Annotated in this window: 14 protein-coding genes; 2 read left to right on the top strand and 12 right to left on the bottom strand. The window is 72.0% G+C overall.

Features of this window, described 5'->3' with window-relative positions:
- Positions 1 to 2: 2 nt before the first annotated feature.
- From ABZO31_RS28375 to ABZO31_RS28345, 7 genes are all read right to left on the bottom strand, one after another.
- Positions 3 to 266: an acyl carrier protein gene (locus ABZO31_RS28375; RefSeq protein ID WP_406864150.1), complete on the bottom strand. Its 264-nt coding sequence runs from the start codon at positions 264 to 266 to the stop codon at positions 3 to 5.
- 87 nt (positions 267 to 353) lie between these two features.
- On the bottom strand, positions 354 to 1,568 hold the full coding sequence (locus ABZO31_RS28370; protein ID WP_406864149.1) for a ketosynthase chain-length factor: 1,215 nt from the start codon (positions 1,566 to 1,568) through the stop codon (positions 354 to 356).
- Entirely contained in the window at positions 1,565 to 2,836 is a 1,272-nt protein-coding gene (locus tag ABZO31_RS28365; RefSeq protein WP_406864148.1) for a beta-ketoacyl-[acyl-carrier-protein] synthase family protein, read from the bottom strand. The genes ABZO31_RS28370 and ABZO31_RS28365 overlap by 4 nt, the downstream gene beginning before the upstream one ends.
- Positions 2,833 to 3,162 (bottom strand): TcmI family type II polyketide cyclase, encoded by a 330-nt coding sequence (locus ABZO31_RS28360; RefSeq protein WP_406864147.1) that lies wholly within the window; start codon positions 3,160 to 3,162, stop codon positions 2,833 to 2,835. Before ABZO31_RS28360 ends, ABZO31_RS28365 begins: the two co-directional genes overlap by 4 nt.
- Before the next feature lie 482 nt (positions 3,163 to 3,644).
- Positions 3,645 to 4,493: a hypothetical protein gene (locus ABZO31_RS28355; protein WP_406864146.1), complete on the bottom strand. Its 849-nt coding sequence runs from the start codon at positions 4,491 to 4,493 to the stop codon at positions 3,645 to 3,647.
- Between the two features lie 42 nt (positions 4,494 to 4,535).
- Positions 4,536 to 5,219: a response regulator transcription factor gene (locus ABZO31_RS28350; RefSeq protein WP_406864145.1), complete on the bottom strand. Its 684-nt coding sequence runs from the start codon at positions 5,217 to 5,219 to the stop codon at positions 4,536 to 4,538.
- Positions 5,220 to 5,634: 415 nt separating this feature from the next.
- Positions 5,635 to 7,503, bottom strand: coding sequence for an acyl-CoA dehydrogenase (locus ABZO31_RS28345; RefSeq protein ID WP_406864144.1), 1,869 nt, complete (start codon positions 7,501 to 7,503; stop codon positions 5,635 to 5,637).
- 268 nt (positions 7,504 to 7,771) lie between these two features.
- On the opposite strand from ABZO31_RS28345, the gene ABZO31_RS28340 reads away from it, so the two are divergent.
- Together ABZO31_RS28340 and soxR are read left to right on the top strand one after the other, a co-directional pair.
- Positions 7,772 to 8,458, top strand: a complete 687-nt coding sequence (locus ABZO31_RS28340) for a ScbR family autoregulator-binding transcription factor (RefSeq protein WP_406864143.1) — start codon at positions 7,772 to 7,774, stop codon at positions 8,456 to 8,458.
- 130 nt (positions 8,459 to 8,588) lie between these two features.
- Positions 8,589 to 9,044, top strand: a complete 456-nt coding sequence (gene soxR, locus ABZO31_RS28335; RefSeq protein WP_406864142.1) for a redox-sensitive transcriptional activator SoxR — start codon at positions 8,589 to 8,591, stop codon at positions 9,042 to 9,044.
- A 124-nt stretch (positions 9,045 to 9,168) separates the two neighbouring features.
- Here soxR and ABZO31_RS28330 read toward each other — a convergent pair whose 3' ends face one another.
- From ABZO31_RS28330 to ABZO31_RS28310, 5 genes are all read right to left on the bottom strand, one after another.
- Positions 9,169 to 10,743: an MFS transporter gene (locus ABZO31_RS28330; RefSeq protein ID WP_406864141.1), complete on the bottom strand. Its 1,575-nt coding sequence runs from the start codon at positions 10,741 to 10,743 to the stop codon at positions 9,169 to 9,171.
- A 70-nt stretch (positions 10,744 to 10,813) separates the two neighbouring features.
- The gene (locus tag ABZO31_RS28325; RefSeq protein ID WP_406864139.1) at positions 10,814 to 11,524 is read right to left on the bottom strand and encodes an antibiotic biosynthesis monooxygenase family protein; all 711 of its coding nucleotides are present in this window, start codon (positions 11,522 to 11,524) and stop codon (positions 10,814 to 10,816) included.
- 195 nt (positions 11,525 to 11,719) lie between these two features.
- The gene (locus ABZO31_RS28320; protein ID WP_406864138.1) at positions 11,720 to 12,184 is read right to left on the bottom strand and encodes a hypothetical protein; all 465 of its coding nucleotides are present in this window, start codon (positions 12,182 to 12,184) and stop codon (positions 11,720 to 11,722) included.
- A 44-nt stretch (positions 12,185 to 12,228) separates the two neighbouring features.
- Positions 12,229 to 13,359, bottom strand: coding sequence for a nucleotide disphospho-sugar-binding domain-containing protein (locus ABZO31_RS28315; RefSeq protein WP_406864137.1), 1,131 nt, complete (start codon positions 13,357 to 13,359; stop codon positions 12,229 to 12,231).
- 73 nt (positions 13,360 to 13,432) lie between these two features.
- The gene (locus ABZO31_RS28310) at positions 13,433 to 14,362 is read right to left on the bottom strand and encodes an NAD-dependent epimerase/dehydratase family protein (protein WP_406864136.1); all 930 of its coding nucleotides are present in this window, start codon (positions 14,360 to 14,362) and stop codon (positions 13,433 to 13,435) included.
- Between the last annotated feature and the right edge of the window lie 108 nt (positions 14,363 to 14,470).

The following is a 14,470-nucleotide window of genomic DNA, read 5'->3' as shown; positions in this document are numbered from 1 at the left end:
GGTCAGGCGACGACCGCGACGTGCGCGTTGACCGCGGCGATCAGGGCGCGCGGGGTGTCCGCGTCTGCCAGGGCGTCCTCGTCGAGGGAGATGCCGTACTCGCGCTCGATGAGGCCGCCGGTCTCCAGCAGCGCGAGCGACTCGTAGCCCAGCGCCTCGAACCGGACGTCGAGGATGTCGCCGTCGAGGTCCACGCCCTCGTCCGCGCCCGCCGCCGCGAGCAGGATGCGCCGGAGGTCGTCAAGGGTGAATTCCTGAGTAGCCACGTGGGTTCTTCTCTCTTCTTCGTGGGTGGAGGGTGGATGGTCTGTCGCGGGGCAGGCGTGCCCCTGCCGCGCGGGGCGGGCCGAGCCCTAGTCGACGGCGCGGACCACGACGGCCGAGTTGAAGCCGCCGTGGCCGCGCGCCAGGACGAGCGCGGTGCGCACCTCGGCGGTGCGCGGCTGGGCGGTGACGAGGTCCAGGTCGTACTCGGCGGAGAGCTCGACGTTCACGGTGGGCGGGATCAGGCCCTCCTCCATGGCGAGCAGCGCCGCGGCCAGGTCCAGCGGGGCGGAGCCCGAGTAGAGCCGGCCGGTCATGGTCTTGGGCGCCGTCACCGGCACGCCCCGCGGCCCGAAGACCGCCGTGATGGCCTCGGCCTCGCTGCGGTCCAGCTCCGGCACGGCCGCCGCGTCCGCGAAGACCACGTCGACGTCGCCGGGTTCGGCCCCGGCGTCGGCCAGCGCCAGCTCGATGGCCTTGCGCAGGCCGGGCTCCCGCCCGCTGCCGGGCCGGGGGTCCATCGTCGCGCCGTACCCGGAGATCTCGCCGTAGATCTTCGCGCCCCGCTCGCGGGCCGCGTCGGCGGACTCCATGATCAGGATCGCGCCGCCCTCACCGGCCACATGGCCGGAGGCTTCGGCGTCGAAGGGCAGGTAGGCGCGCGACGGCTCGTCGCCGGTGCTGAGCCGGCCGCTCGTGAGCTGGGCCACCCAGCCCCACGGGCAGACCGAGGCGTCGATCGCGCCGGAGACGACCAGTCGCGTGCCCTTGCGGATCTGTCTGCGCGCCTGCGCCACCGCGTCCAGGCCGCCGGCCTGGTCGCTGACGGTGACGCCGCACGGGCCCTTCATCCCGTTGCGGATGGATATCTGGCCGCTGTTGACGGCGTAGAACCAGGCGAAGGACTGGTACGCGCTGACGAACTGGCTGCCCTGGCTCCACAGCTTCCGCAGCTCGCCCTGGCCGAACTCGAACCCGCCCGACGAGCTGGCCGTGACCACGCCCATGTCGAACGGGTCCAGTTCGTCGAGCCGCACGCCCGCGTCGGCCAGGGCCCAGTCGGTGGCCACCAGCGCCAGCCGGGTCATCCGGTCGGTCTGCGGAAGCAGCCGGCTCGGCAGCAGGTCCTCGGCGACGAAGCCGGGGATCTCCCCGGCCAGCTGCGCCGGGTAGGACGAGGCGTCGAAACGGGTGATCCGGGCGATGCCGCTCTTCCCGCCGCGGGTCGCCGCCCAGAAGTCCTGGGTGCCGAGCCCGTTGGGGGCGGCGACGCCCAGACCGGTCACTACCACCGAGGTGGTCATGCCGCGCTCCTCTCAGGACGGGCCAGCACCATGGCGCTCTGGAATCCGCCGAAACCGCTGCCGACGGTCAGGACCGCGTCGACGAGCTGTTCGCGCGCCACCAGCGGCACGTAGTCGAGGTCGCACTCCGGGTCCGGGGTGTGCAGGTTCGCCGTGGGCGGCACCACGTTGTTCTCCATGGCCAGTGCGGAGGCGGCGATCTCGATGGAGCCGATGGCGCCGAGCGAGTGGCCCACCATCGACTTGATGGAGCTCACCGGCGTCCGGTACGCGTGGTCTCCCAGGCTCCGCTTGAAGGCGGCGGTCTCGTGGCGGTCGTTCTGCTTGGTGCCCGAGCCGTGCGCGTTGACGTAGTCGATCGCGGTGGGGTTCATCCGCGCCTCGTCGAGCGCGGTGCGGATCGCCTCGGCCATCTCGGCGCCGTCCGGCCGCAGACCGGTCATGTGGTACGCGTTGGAGCGCGTCGCATAGCCCGCGATCTCGGCGTAGATGTGCGCACCGCGCTGCTTCGCGCTCTGCAGCTCCTCCAGGACGAACACGGCGGCGCCCTCGCCGAGGACGAACCCGTTGCGGGTGCCGTCGAACGGGCGGGAGGCGTGCTCGGGTTCGTCGTACCGGGGCGTGGTCGCCTTGATCGCGTCGAAGCACGCCATGGTGATCGGCGAGATCGGGGCGTCGGAGGAACCCGTCACCATGACGTCGGCGGAGCCCTCGCGGATCAGCTCGACGGCGTGGCCGACGGAGTCGATGCCGGAGGTGCAGCCCGTGGAGATCACGGTGCTCGGGCCCTGCGCGCCGACCGCCCGGGCGACCTCGACCGCGAAGGAGCTGGGAACCAGGTAGTTGTACAGGTGGGGGACCGCGTACGCGTGGTCCACCAGGTGGAGCCGGCCGCCGTCGCTGACGACGTTGTACTCCTCGTCGAGGCCCATGGTGGCGCCCACGGCGCTGCCGATGGTGACGCCGACGCGGTACGGGTCGTGTCGGTCCAGGTCGATGCCGCTGTCGGCGACCGCGCCGCGCGCGGCGACGACCGCGAACTGCGCGGCCCGGTCCATGCGCCGGATCTCGTGCGGGCTCAGACCGTGCTCGCGCGGATCGAAGTCGATCTCCGCGGCGACCCGGGACCGGAACGGGGTGGGATCGAAGAAGGTGATCCCCCGGGTCGCGGTCCTGCCCTCGCTCAGCAGGTTCCAGAATCTCCCGGCCCCGGTGCCGCCGGGAGCCAGCACCTCGATGCCGGTGATGACCACACGCCGAGCGGTCACGCGGACGCCTCCCAGCTGTAGAAGCGGGTGGCCATGGCGTCCGCCGGGGAGCGCCAGGTGGCCGGGTCGTACGCCTGGATGTACGGCTTCAGGTCCTCGCTGATCCGTACGAAGCGGGGGTCGGCCTTCGCCTGCTCGATCAACTCGCCGCCGTTGTCGGCGTCGAAGTCCTGGAGGTGGAAGTACAGCCCCCGGTAGGCGAACAGTTGACGCCTCCGCGTGCCCATCCGGTGGGGCATCTCCGTGGCGTCGAACGCCGCGAACCGGCCGGCCACGTCGAGGCTCGCCTCGGGGTCCATCCGGGCCACGATCAATGTGCTGTGCATGGGTTACCTCTCCTCACGGCCGGACTGGTCCGGGCGTCGCGCGTGGGATGGGGACGACAAAGAGGGATGACAAAGAGGGACATCAAGCGGATGGGGACGGCCAGGGAGGTCTTGCCGGTCTCCGGACGTCGTGCGTCGGTCTCGCGGACGAGGCCACCGGGGCGGCGGGCCGGGCCCCTCGGGTCGGAACGGCCGGCGGGACGGCCTGCGGGGCGGCGTTCCCCTCCCGGCCTCCCGGCACTTCCTCACGCATGTCCCCGGGCCCCGCACGGACCTTCCGGACACGCCCTGAAGACAGCGCACCGGATCTTGCTTCCAAGGATCTTCGAATGCGAACGGCCGATCAATGCACGCCCGTTCAGGAGTCGGTCAGGTTTCACAAGCGGGGCCCGACTGCCTCGGCAACTGGTCAAGCGAATGTCAGGTTTCGGTCGGCCGGGCCGCGAGCCGCACGGGTCCGCCGCCCGGCCGGCCGAAGGACGTCAGCGGCGGCCCGAGCGGCTGCCGAAGCACGCGTGGACGTCGTTCTCGCTGTAGTACGTGCGGCCTGCCCGGTGACGGCGCCGCCAGCGCTGCTCGCTCGCCAGCCGGTACACGGTCCCCACCGGGACCTGCTGGAGCAGGGAGATGTCGGCGGCGGTCAGCCAGCGCTCCGCGGCCGGCGCGGGCCCGTCGCGCGTGACACCCGCTTCCATGGCGCGGTGCAGTTCGCTCCAACGGTGGCCGGCCCAGCTGTGCGCCGGGTCGACGTCGCAGCGGATCTCGGGCTCGGCGGCCCGCGCGCGGTCGCTCAGGGTCAGGCTCAGGGTTCCCGGACAGCCGGATTCCGCGCAGCGTCCCACCCGCACGCTGCGGCTGCCGTCGACCCGGGCGACGCGGCCCGCGGCCCGTACCAGCTTCGCGATCTCCTCCGTCGCTTCGGCGGCGGCGGGATGGGCCGCCAGCCAGGAGACGTTGCGCAACAGGAACGCGGTCGTCGTGGCGACGGTGCGCCCGGGAGCCGGCAGGCCACGCTGCTGGGCCACGAGGCCGCTCCACGAGCCGAGGGTGGCGAGCATGCGGGCACGGACCTCGGACGCGGCCCCGTTGAAGGGGAGTCCGGGCAGGCTCCCGCCGCTCGTCCGTTCGCGCAGGCCGTCGGCCGCGCCGCCGCCGAGGACGCGCTCACACTCCGCGTACAACCCGGGCAACTGCCGCAGGCCCGCTTCCAGTCGGTCCCTGCACCCCTCGCACAGCCGGGCGCCTTCGCCGGCGCGGCGGCGTGCGCGCCCCTCGGCGCGGCCGCGTCGGCAGCCCTCCCCCCGGCACATGGTCCAGCTTGTGGAAGTCACGCTCCGATTCATTTTGCCCCCGCAAATAGCTAGCGTCTGAATTCATCCGTGCCCGAGCCGGAACCCGACGCCGCGGACCGTGATGACCCACGTGCTGGCGCCGAGCTTGTTGCGCAGTGTGCTGACGTGCGTGTCGACGGTCCTACGGGACCAGGAGTCCCCCCAGATCTGCTGCATGAGGCGCTTGCGCGGGATGACGGTGTCGGGATGGGACGCGAGGAGGCACAACAGGTCGAACTCCTTGCGGGTCATCGGTATGCGCCTCCCCTCCAAGGTGACCTCGCGCGATCCCTGATCGATCGACAGGGGGCCGTGCACGATGGTGCTGGGGGCCGGAGTCCGGGGGCGGGCGCGGCGCATCACCGCGTCCATCCTGGCCATCAGCTCCCGGAACCCGTAGGGCTTGGTGAGGTAGTCGTCGGCTCCGGCCTGCAGGCCCAGGACGCGGTCCAGTTCGGTGCCGCGCGCGGTGACCGCGATGATCGGGGTGTCGCCGGCGGTGCGGATGCCCCGGCAGACCTCCAGGCCGTCCAGGTCCGGCAGTTCGAGGTCCAGGAGGATCAGGTCGGCGTCCTCGTGGGCGTGGAGGGCTTCGCCTCCGGTGGGAACGCTGTCGACGTCGTGGCCGTGCCGCCGCAGATTCCGGGCGAGGGTTTCCGCCTGTCCCGTGTCACTCTCCACGACGAGGACCCGCCAGGCGGCGGACTGGCCCGGCCCCTGGTGCACGGAACGTCCACCGTCCGGCTCGGCCAGGTGGGACTCCCCCGAGGTCCCGGGCGCAGGTATATGGGGACCCAACACGCAGGTGGAAGGCTGGCTCATCTTCTCCCCTAGCTGTACAGCTGTGGTCGCCGCCGAACTTACAAACCGGCATGCCGGTTTGTCAAAGGAGTTATGCGTGGGTCGGGAATCGGAAACGTCCCGGTGAAGAACAGTGCGGCGCAGTGAAAAGAACGCGTTTCACCGCAACCGGAAGGGGCGCGCCGGGGCGGTCGGTTCGATGAAGAAACGGAATGGCTATTTCCGCTCCGGCCGTGGTGGTGCCGGGCGGAAATCCGCCCGTTGAAGAGCTCTCCGGAGGCGGGCGTGAAAAGGCTTCGGCCGCCGCCCACACCGGTGGGCGGCGGCGAAGTGGCCTCGGTCAGACGACGCCGTCGGCCCGGTCTTCGCGACCGTGGTCGAGGGACGCGCCGCCGGCGATCGGAATGCCGGCCAGCATCTCGGCGGGGAAGTCGAACCCGTCGACGAGGGTCCGCATGTGCGGCGCGAGCTCGGCCACGGTGGTGTCGACGGCCCTCGGCAGGGACCGCACCTGATCGGCGGTCATGAGTCCGTCGGCGAGCAGGTCGCCGGTGTGCTCACCGATCTGCTTGAGCAGGAAGAGGCGGCACAGCGTGTGCAGCAGGTAGCGCGCCGTGGGCTCCGCGGCCCGGTCGGCCGCCGCCAGGAAGGCGTCGGCGGCCTGCAGCCGCGCGTGCGCGGAGACCATCTCCAGGGCGGCCGACGAGGTCTCGTTCCACCGGCCGAGCGGGTTGCCGGTGGGGCCGGACCGCAGGGCGGTGCGGGCCCTGGCCTGCCAGATGCGCTCCGCCTCGGCGAGGAGTCCGCGCAGGAAGGCCAGGTCGGTGAGGTCGCGCTCGGCGGCCGGCGGAGCGAGGTGGCCGGGCGGGACCGCCTGGTGCCCGAAGACCATCTCACCGGCGGCCTTCACCCAGATCACCAGGTTGTCGCCCTCCGCGGTGATGGCGCCCTCGATGTTCTGCGGCAGGTCGGCGATGCCGTTGACGGGGAAGAGCCCCTGGGCGCCGCACCGTTCGCGGCACTCGACGGTGATCTCGCGGGCCTGCCAGCTGATCCAGCCCTTGGCCACCGCCACGAGGCGCTCCACCTCCCCCCGGTCCTCGTCCGTGTGCCCGGCCCAGCGGTCCACCACCGTCCGGTGCAGGAACGTCATGGCGTAGGCCGTCGCGAGCGCGTGCAGCAGCCGCCCGTGGTGACTGCGGTGGGCGGCCAGCGGTACGCGCTCGCCCGGCCTGGTCGCGGCGATGAGGCGGCTGTGGGAGTAGCGCACCGCGATGGTCAGCGCCGCCCGCGCCATGCCCAGGGTGCTCGCGCTCATGCACAGCTTGCCCTCGGTGACCCGGCCGATGGAGCGCAGGAACCGCTTGCGCCGGTTGCCCAGGCTGCTGGTCAGCGTCCCGTCCGCGGCCACCCGGCCGTGGTCGGCCTCCAGCAGGGCCTCACGTGGCAGCCGTACGTGGTCGAAGGCGGTCAGGGAGTGGTCGACAGGGGTGCCCGTGCGGTCCGGCAGGCGGCGGACGGTCACGCCGGGCAGGTGACCGCTCCGGTCGCTGAGGGGGGTGAGGAAGAGGAAGATGCCCTGGTCCTGACCGTCCATCAGGAGTCGCGCCGCCACGACGGCGCTCTTGGGCCCGCCGATCAGGCTGGTGTTGGGCATGAACTTCTGCGCACCCGGCGTCGGGGTGTGCAGGACGAACTCGTCGTTCGCACGGTCGTAGACGGCGACGGTCTCCATCGCGGCGACATCGTTGCCATGCTCCAGTTCCGTGCACAGGAACGTTCCGCTGCGCCGGAGCGAGGTGAAGGCCGACAGGTCGCGCCGGTCGCCGCCGTGGTCGAGGAGGCTGCCGAGGAAAAGGTTGTAGTGGATGCTCGCCAGGGTCGTCAGCCCGCCGTCCACGGCGCCGATCCACTCGTGCAGCGCCGCCAGCCGGCGGGGGGAGTTCGTGAATTCCTCCACCCCGTCGACGGCGCTGTTGACCAGTCTCAGCCGGTCGTAGGAGAGAGAGGTCCGCTCGACCGGCGTGAGGCCGGGGCGGTAGGTGAAGGCGGGGCTCGAGACGAGCCTGCGCCAGGGCTGGTGGATCCGGTCGCGGTCGCCCTGGTCGAAGAGCAGGTGGATCAGCTCTCTGGCAGGGGATCCGGCGAGCTCCCCTGCCGTGCCGCCAGGTATGTCCGCCTGGGACGTCTGAAGTGTCAGGAAGGCCATCGACCTCTCCGAGAGCTAGGAAGCATGGGGGGTGAACGCGATATAACATACGGAACAGGCGGTTTTTTATTCAAGGGCTTTTAGAACTCACCCAGGCGTGCTGCAATGAGCGGCCGGCGCCGAGCAGGGGCGTACCCCACGCGCGCCCGAGAGTGCCTGCCGCACCCGAGGGACGAGCTGCACGCGGTAGCCGGATCATCACGGTAGGTGATGGTTAAAATGCGGACCCAGCGGTTTTCCAACTGGGTGGGACAGTGCGGAGGTACCAGTGGTGCGGCAGGAACGAGCCATCCGGACACGGCAGAGAATCCTCGCCGTGGCCGCTGAGGTGTTCGACGAGGCCGGTTACGACGCGACGACCATCTCCGACATCCTGAAACGCTCGGGACTGACCAAGGGCGCCCTGTACTTCCACTTCACGTCCAAGGAGGACATCGCCCAGGCCGTCCTCGCGGCGCAGGTCGACGCACTCCCCCAGGTCCCGCCGCAGGAACTGAAGCTGCAGCAGTCGATGGACGAGGCGCTGCTCCTCGCGCACCTGCTCCAGCCGGAGACGGGCGATCCCATCATCCAGGCGGGCGTACGGCTGACCGTGGACCAGGGCACGCGGATCGACAACCTGCAGCGGCGGACGGCGATGGACGGCTGGACGGAGCGCACCCGGGCCCTGCTGGAGGAGGCCAAGGCGTGCGGCGAGACACTGCCGCACGTCGACACGGACGGCCTGGCGAAACTGCTGGTCGGCTCGTTCACCGGGGTTCAGGTCCTGTCACGGATCATGACGGGACGAAGGGACCTGACGGAGCGGGTCACCGACCTCTACCGGCACCTCATGCCGACCGTCGCCGTCCCGGGCGTCCTCGTGCGGCTCGACTTCTCGCCGGACCGCGGGGTCCGGGTCTACGAGACGGTGATGAAGCAGCGCGCGATGGAGGCGGCGAGCCCCGCGGAGTGAGCCGCCCCGCGGCTCGGGCCGGCTCGGACTGAGCACCCGACGCCCCGGGGCGCCACTGGAGAACAAACCGACTTGCTGGTTTAATGGCGGGTCAGAAAGCTAGCATCCATCAGTCACCGAGGTTGTCGGCATGCCGCTCACCCCCCGCAAGGCCGCCGAACTGACTGTAGGCGAACTGGCCGAACGCAGTGGAGTGACCACGTCGGCGCTGCGCTTCTACGAGGACCAGCGGCTCATCTCCAGCCGCCGGACCCCGGGAAACCAGCGCCGCTACAGCCGCGACATGCTGCGCCGCGTGGCCTTCGTCCGGGCGTCGCAGCGCGTGGGGATCTCGCTGGACGAGATCCGGGCCGCGCTCGCCCTGCTGCCGGACGAGCGCACGCCGACCCGCGAGGACTGGGCACGCGTCTCGGAGTTGTGGCGGGACGATCTCAACCTCCGCATCAAGCAGCTGCAGGAGCTGCGGGACGACCTCAGCTCCTGCATCGGCTGCGGCTGTCTGTCCCTGGGCCGCTGTGCGCTGGTCAACCCGGGGGACATCCACCGGCAGTTGAGCAGGAGCCCCACCCGGCTCACCGGAGGGTGACGCGGGGCGCCACCCCACGAAGAACGCGGCCGCGCGGCCGGGTGTGCACCCAGCCGCGCGGCCGCGTTCCGTGCTTCCCGGGCCGCGCCCTCCCCTTCCCCTCGGGAGGGCGCGGCCCGGGGTGTCACGACGTGCCGCCCAGGGCCTCCGCCTCCTCCTCCGCCGGGTGTTCCGCGGGGCGGGCGTTGCGCAGGACGGTCACGGTGACCAGGGCGCCGACGGCCGCCAGTACGGCGCAAAGGGTCGCCGCCGTCTGCAGCCCGTGGGTGAAGGCGGCGCGGGTGACGGCGAGCAGCGCGTCACCGGTGGCCCCGGACAGTTCCCCGGCCGCGTGGACGGCACCGCCGATGGTGTCCTCCGCGGCCCGGGCGGCGTCGGCGGGCACTCCTGCCGGGAGCGCGCCGTCCACGTCGCTGCGGTAGACCGCGGTGCCGATGCTGCCGACGGCCGCGATACCCAGGCCGAGCGCGAACTCCTGGACGGTCTCGGCGACACTCGACGCCGCGCCCGCGCGCTCGGGCGGAGCCGAGCCCACGGCCAGCTCCAGGCCCAGGATCATCACCGGAGCGACACCGAACGACATGCAGAACACCCCGGCCGCGAACAGCCCCACGGGCGAGTCGGTCTCCATCTGCGAGAGCGCGACGAAGGCGCCGCACGAGACGAGCAGCCCGGCTCCCATGACGAACGGCGGGCGGATCCTCCGGATGAGCTGGGCGGTCGTCACCGCGCCGACGACGACGCCCAGGGCCATCGGCACCATCCACAGGCCGGCCCGCAGCGGCGAGAGGCCGCGCACCAGTTGGAGGTACTGGGCCACGAAGAACAGGGTGCCCGACATCACCAGGACGGCGAGCCCCATGATGCCCAGCGCCGAGCCGAACCGGGGGCTGGTGAACAGGCCGAGGTCCAGCAGCGGGTCGGTCAGCCGTCGCTGCCTGCGGACGAACAGCGCGCCGACGGCCACGCCGCCCACGATCGTCAGCAGGCTGGGCAGGCCCAGGCCGTGCGTGGCGATGTCCTTCATCCCGTAGATGACGCCGAGGACTGCGACCACGGACATGGCGGCACTGGCCAGGTCCACGCTGCCCGCTCCGCTCTCGCGGTGCTCCGGCAGCAGGACCGGCCCGAGCACCAGGAGGAGCAGCATCACGGGGATGCCCGCCAGGAAGACCGAGCCCCACCAGAAGTGCGCGAGGAGCGCGCCACCGGCCAGCGGGCCCAGCACGCTGCCCGCGGAGAAGCAGACGGTCCACACACCGATCGCAGCGGTGCGCTGCTTGGGGTCGTGGAACATGGTGCGCAGCAGCGCCAGGGTGCTGGGGGCCAGCGTGGCGCCGGCGATGCCGAGCAGCGCGCGGGTGGCGATCAGCATCTCGGGACTGGTGGCGAAGGCCGCCAGCGCGGAGGCGGCGCCGAAGGCGGCGGCGCCGGTCAGCAGCAGCCGACGTCGGCCGATCCGGTCACCGAGGGTTCCCATCATGACCAGGAAGCCGGCCATCAGGAATCCGTAGATGTCCATGATCCAGAGCAGTTGGGCGCCGCTGGGCCGCAGATCCGCGCTCAGATGCGGAACCGCCAGGTACAGGACGCTGAGGTCCATGGACAGGAGCAGGGTGGGCAGGGCGAGGACAGCGAGTCCGATCCACTCCCGCCGGCCCGCGCGGGGAGGAGCAACTGTGGTCACGGAAGATCCCATTTCTTTGTGGCTGTACGGTGTGCCGACCCGGTCGCCGTGGTGCGCGGACGTCCTGCCGCACCCACGGCGTTCAGGCCGTGGCCGTACCGGGCAGCGGGGCGGCGAGCGCGCCGTACGGGCGGCAACGCCGGCCGGGGCCGTGCGTCAGGCCGGTGAAGTCCTCGACCTTCTGCCACTCGGGCGTCTGCGCGGGGTTCTCCAGGAACGCGCGGTGGGACTCCTCGTCCAGCCACTCCGAGTAGTTGAGGACCTGGGTGTCGTCGGGGCTCAGGAGGAAGTGGCGGGAGACCGCGCCGGGTGTGGGCTCGGGCTGGGTGGCCTCGGCGTGGCAGATCGCGTCCGCCCACGCGCGGGCCGTCTCCGCCTCGTCGAACTCGAACGTGGTGACCACGACGCACCCCGCCGCACTCTGCGGACCGGTGATGCTGCTGCGGCGCAGGCGGCACACGAAGGGGGCGGACTGCTCGACCTTGTCGGCCGCCCCCGTGACCGCGCGGTCGATGCCCTCGCGTCCCGGCGTGGCAGCGGTGGCCGTGTCGAACGCGCGCAGCTGCTGCTCGTCCGCCCACTGCTCGTAGGTGAAGACGGTGTCGCCGTTGGTGCTGATGAGGCAGGTGACGGCGAGCAGTCCCCCCGGCCAGGACACGGCGGCCCAGGCGGCGAGGGCGGCGTCCGCCACCGCCTTCTGCTGGTCGGGCGTATCGGTCACCCAGCGGTTGAGCACGGCGACGCCGGAGTCGTCACGGTTGATCACGGGCAGGGGGGTGGGGGGTGTGCTCATGGGGTCTCCTCCTGGAGGGTTCTGGTCACAGGTGAGGCCACAGCACCAGCCGCCGGCGCACGGGGTCGTGCCTTCCGGCCGGCTCGCTGTCGACCGGAAAACAGGCTCACACTTCAAGTCGTCTTGAAGTCAAGGACGTTCGGGACGGCACCGGGGGCGGGCCGTCGTGCCGCCGCCCCCGGTGTCGCCGGGAGGTCAGACGCAGGAGACCCGCGTCGCCGTCATCGTGACGGTGCTCGGTCCGCCCACCGTGCCGTCGTCGTAGTGGTGGTACGTCTGCCCCTGGGCCGAGAAGGCGCGGGTCGAGGAGAGCTCTCCGTCCAGCGAGGAGCGGGCCTCGCCGGCCGGCCCGCCCGGGAGCGGGTGCCTGACGGTGAACCGGAACGCGCCGCCGGACAGGGGGGCCCAGGTGCCGGTACCGGTGAAGTACGGGGTGCCGTTCTCGTCCCGCGGTCCCGTCAGCTTCAGCGTGCGGTCCGCGTCGAACGTCAGCTCCACCTCGGCGGGCGGCATGTCGCCCTCGGTCACCTGGGCCTTCCAGCATCCGGCCGGTGATGCGTGGGACGCCGTGTCGGCGCCCGCCGGCGCGGCGGCGAGCAGGGTGGCCGCGAGGATGCCGCCCGCCAGGGCGATGCTGCTCATACGCAGGTGCTTGGTCATGTGCTGTCCCCTTCGTGAGGTCGCGTGACAGAGGCTTCGTGGTGTCAGGCGGTGAGCCGCTCCAGCGCGCCGACCACCTCGGACGGCAGCGGCAGCGTGGCCATCTCCCGGGCGAGGGCCTGTGCCTGCCGGGCGTAGGACGGGTCGTCGAGCAGCTCGCGGCAGGCGGCGCCGATGCGCTCGGCGGTGAGCTCGCCGGGCTTGAGCGAGAGCCCCGCACCGAAGTCGGCCATGCGGTCCAGGACGGCGGCGTGCGAGGCGGCGTCCTGCGACTCGGTGAGGGACAGCTGCGGTACGCCGAAGTGCAGCGCTGTCAGACTCGTGACGCCTCCGGAGTGGTGGACGATGAGGTCACAGGTCGGCGCCACGACGTCGAGCGGGATCCATCCGGCCCGTACGCCCTCCAGCTCGCCGCGCAGCTTCGCCGCCAGCTCCTCCGGCGCCGCCACCACGACCTCCGTGTCCGGGGCGGCGACCTTCTCCACCATGTCCTTCAGGAAGTCGAAGTTGAGGCCCCGGCTTCCGCCGGTCACGCAGACCCTGCGGCGCTCGCCCCGGGTGTACATCCAGGGCTCGACCTCGCGCTGCTGGTTGACCGGGGTCCAGCGCATCATCTGGGCGGGCAGCGCGTTGCGCGGGCGGAGGCTCGGCGGGGTGATGTCGACGAACAGGTCCGGGTCGGGCAGCCGGTCCACGCCGAGCTCGTCGAGCTCCGGGCGCAGTTCCTCGTTCGCTCCCGGGTCGATTCCGTCGAAGTCCTTGCCGTCCCAGGTCTGCCGGACGTACGGCACTCCGAGTCGCTCGGCCAGCAGCGGCGCCGCATAGGTGAGCGTGCCGCCCACGACGAGGTCGGGCCGCCAGTCCTCGGCGAGGCCGAGCAGCGGTTCCATGCTCGCCACGGCCAGCCGGGCGAACCAGCGGCCGGTGAACAGCCGCCCCTCCACCGGGTTGTCGGGAACGGTGACGGGGTTGCCGGCCCGGTCCTTGGTCCGGAAGTGCGGAATGGGGGTGGACGTCGCCGGGAACGGCGTCAGGCCGACCGCCGCGATGTCCGGCAGGACACTGCGGGGGGCCGCCATGATGACCTGGTGACCCGCGGTGCGGGCGGCTGTCGCCAGGGGCGTCAGGCCGTAGACGGTCGCCGCGCTGCCGGCGCCGAGAAACAGAATCTTCATCGAGCTGTGAACCTTTCCAGAGGTCTGCGGAGCCCGGAGGGCCCCTGGCGGGGCAGGGCAGGATCCGGTGACGTCACCGCCGGTCCTCGAGGGCCGGGGAGCGGATCGCGGCACCGCCGCTCTCCTCCCAGTAGGACCGCAGCGCCGTCTCCAGCGAACGCTGCGGGCGCCAGCCCAGGACGTCGTACGCCGGTCCGGTGTCGACCTGGATCCAGTCGTCGGCGCCCCGCGGCGAGGGCGGGGCCTCCCGCTCGACGATCCGCGCCGGGACACCGCTGATCCGGATGATCTCGTCGACCAGGGTGCGCACGGGAACCGCCTCTCCGCGCCCGATGCCGATGACCTGCCCCGTCGCCGTGGACACGGCGGCGGCCAGAACGGCCTCCGCCACGTCCCGTACGTCGATGTAGTCGCGGTGGGCGCGCAGGGCGAAGAGCTCGACGACCGCGACGCTCCCGGCCCGCGCGGACGCCTCCCTGAGGCGGGCGGCCACCTGGCCGAGCAGGCTGATGTCGGGGGTTCCGGGACCCGCGGCGTTGGCGATCCTCAGGACGAGCGCCTCCGCCTCGCCGCGCCTGCCGGCCTCGAGCACCGCCTGGGTGGCGGCCAGCTTGGCCCGCCCGTAGGCGGTGGCCGGAGGCGAGCCGTACTCCAGCACCGATCCCAGCTGGACGAGCCGTGGGCGCCGGGGCATCAGGCGCAGGGCGTCGAGGAGCCGGCGGGTGGGGGCGGTACAGCGCTCGGCCATCTCCTCGGGAGGGGCGCCCCAGATGCTGCCGATGGAGTTGACCACGACGTCGACCCGCTCGTCCGCCAGGAACCGGGCGGTCTCCTCGGCGGGCGTGCGGGCCAGGTCGAACGCGGCGAACCGGTGGACGGCCAGGTGTTCCCCACCGGTACGGGCCACGCCGACGACGCGGTACCCGGCGGTCGTGAACGTCGCACAGAGATGGCGGCCCACGAAACCGGTGGCCCCCAGCACCAGGACCGTCGGCGTGCTCACAGCTCCGCCGTCACGGTCCGCGGAGCCGGGAGATCCCTGTTCCGCTCGCAGAACCCGGTCATGAGGAAGCCTCCTTCTCCTGCCGGCGATCCGCCGGGCAGTCGGTCG

Origin of the sequence: Streptomyces solicamelliae, assembly GCF_045348655.1 — a bacterium.
GTDB classification, from domain to species: domain Bacteria; phylum Actinomycetota; class Actinomycetes; order Streptomycetales; family Streptomycetaceae; genus Streptomyces; species Streptomyces solicamelliae.
The sequence above is the reverse complement of the archived record's forward strand: the minus strand, read 5'-3'. Positions and strand labels throughout refer to the sequence as shown.

What these genes read in the sequence shown, in the direction of transcription:
- ABZO31_RS28320 (WP_406864138.1), bottom strand. Translation starts at nt 12,184, where the DNA reads ATGACCAAGCACCTGCGTATGAGCAGCATCGCCCTGGCGGGCGGCATC.
- ABZO31_RS28360 (WP_406864147.1), bottom strand. Translation starts at nt 3,162, where the DNA reads ATGCACAGCACATTGATCGTGGCCCGGATGGACCCCGAGGCGAGCCTC.
- ABZO31_RS28325 (WP_406864139.1), bottom strand. Translation starts at nt 11,524, where the DNA reads ATGAGCACACCCCCCACCCCCCTGCCCGTGATCAACCGTGACGACTCC.
- ABZO31_RS28345 (WP_406864144.1), bottom strand. Translation starts at nt 7,503, where the DNA reads ATGGCCTTCCTGACACTTCAGACGTCCCAGGCGGACATACCTGGCGGC.
- ABZO31_RS28315 (WP_406864137.1), bottom strand. Translation starts at nt 13,359, where the DNA reads ATGAAGATTCTGTTTCTCGGCGCCGGCAGCGCGGCGACCGTCTACGGC.
- ABZO31_RS28370 (WP_406864149.1), bottom strand. Translation starts at nt 1,568, where the DNA reads ATGACCACCTCGGTGGTAGTGACCGGTCTGGGCGTCGCCGCCCCCAAC.
- ABZO31_RS28330 (WP_406864141.1), bottom strand. Translation starts at nt 10,743, where the DNA reads ATGGGATCTTCCGTGACCACAGTTGCTCCTCCCCGCGCGGGCCGGCGG.
- soxR (WP_406864142.1), top strand. Translation starts at nt 8,589, where the DNA reads ATGCCGCTCACCCCCCGCAAGGCCGCCGAACTGACTGTAGGCGAACTG.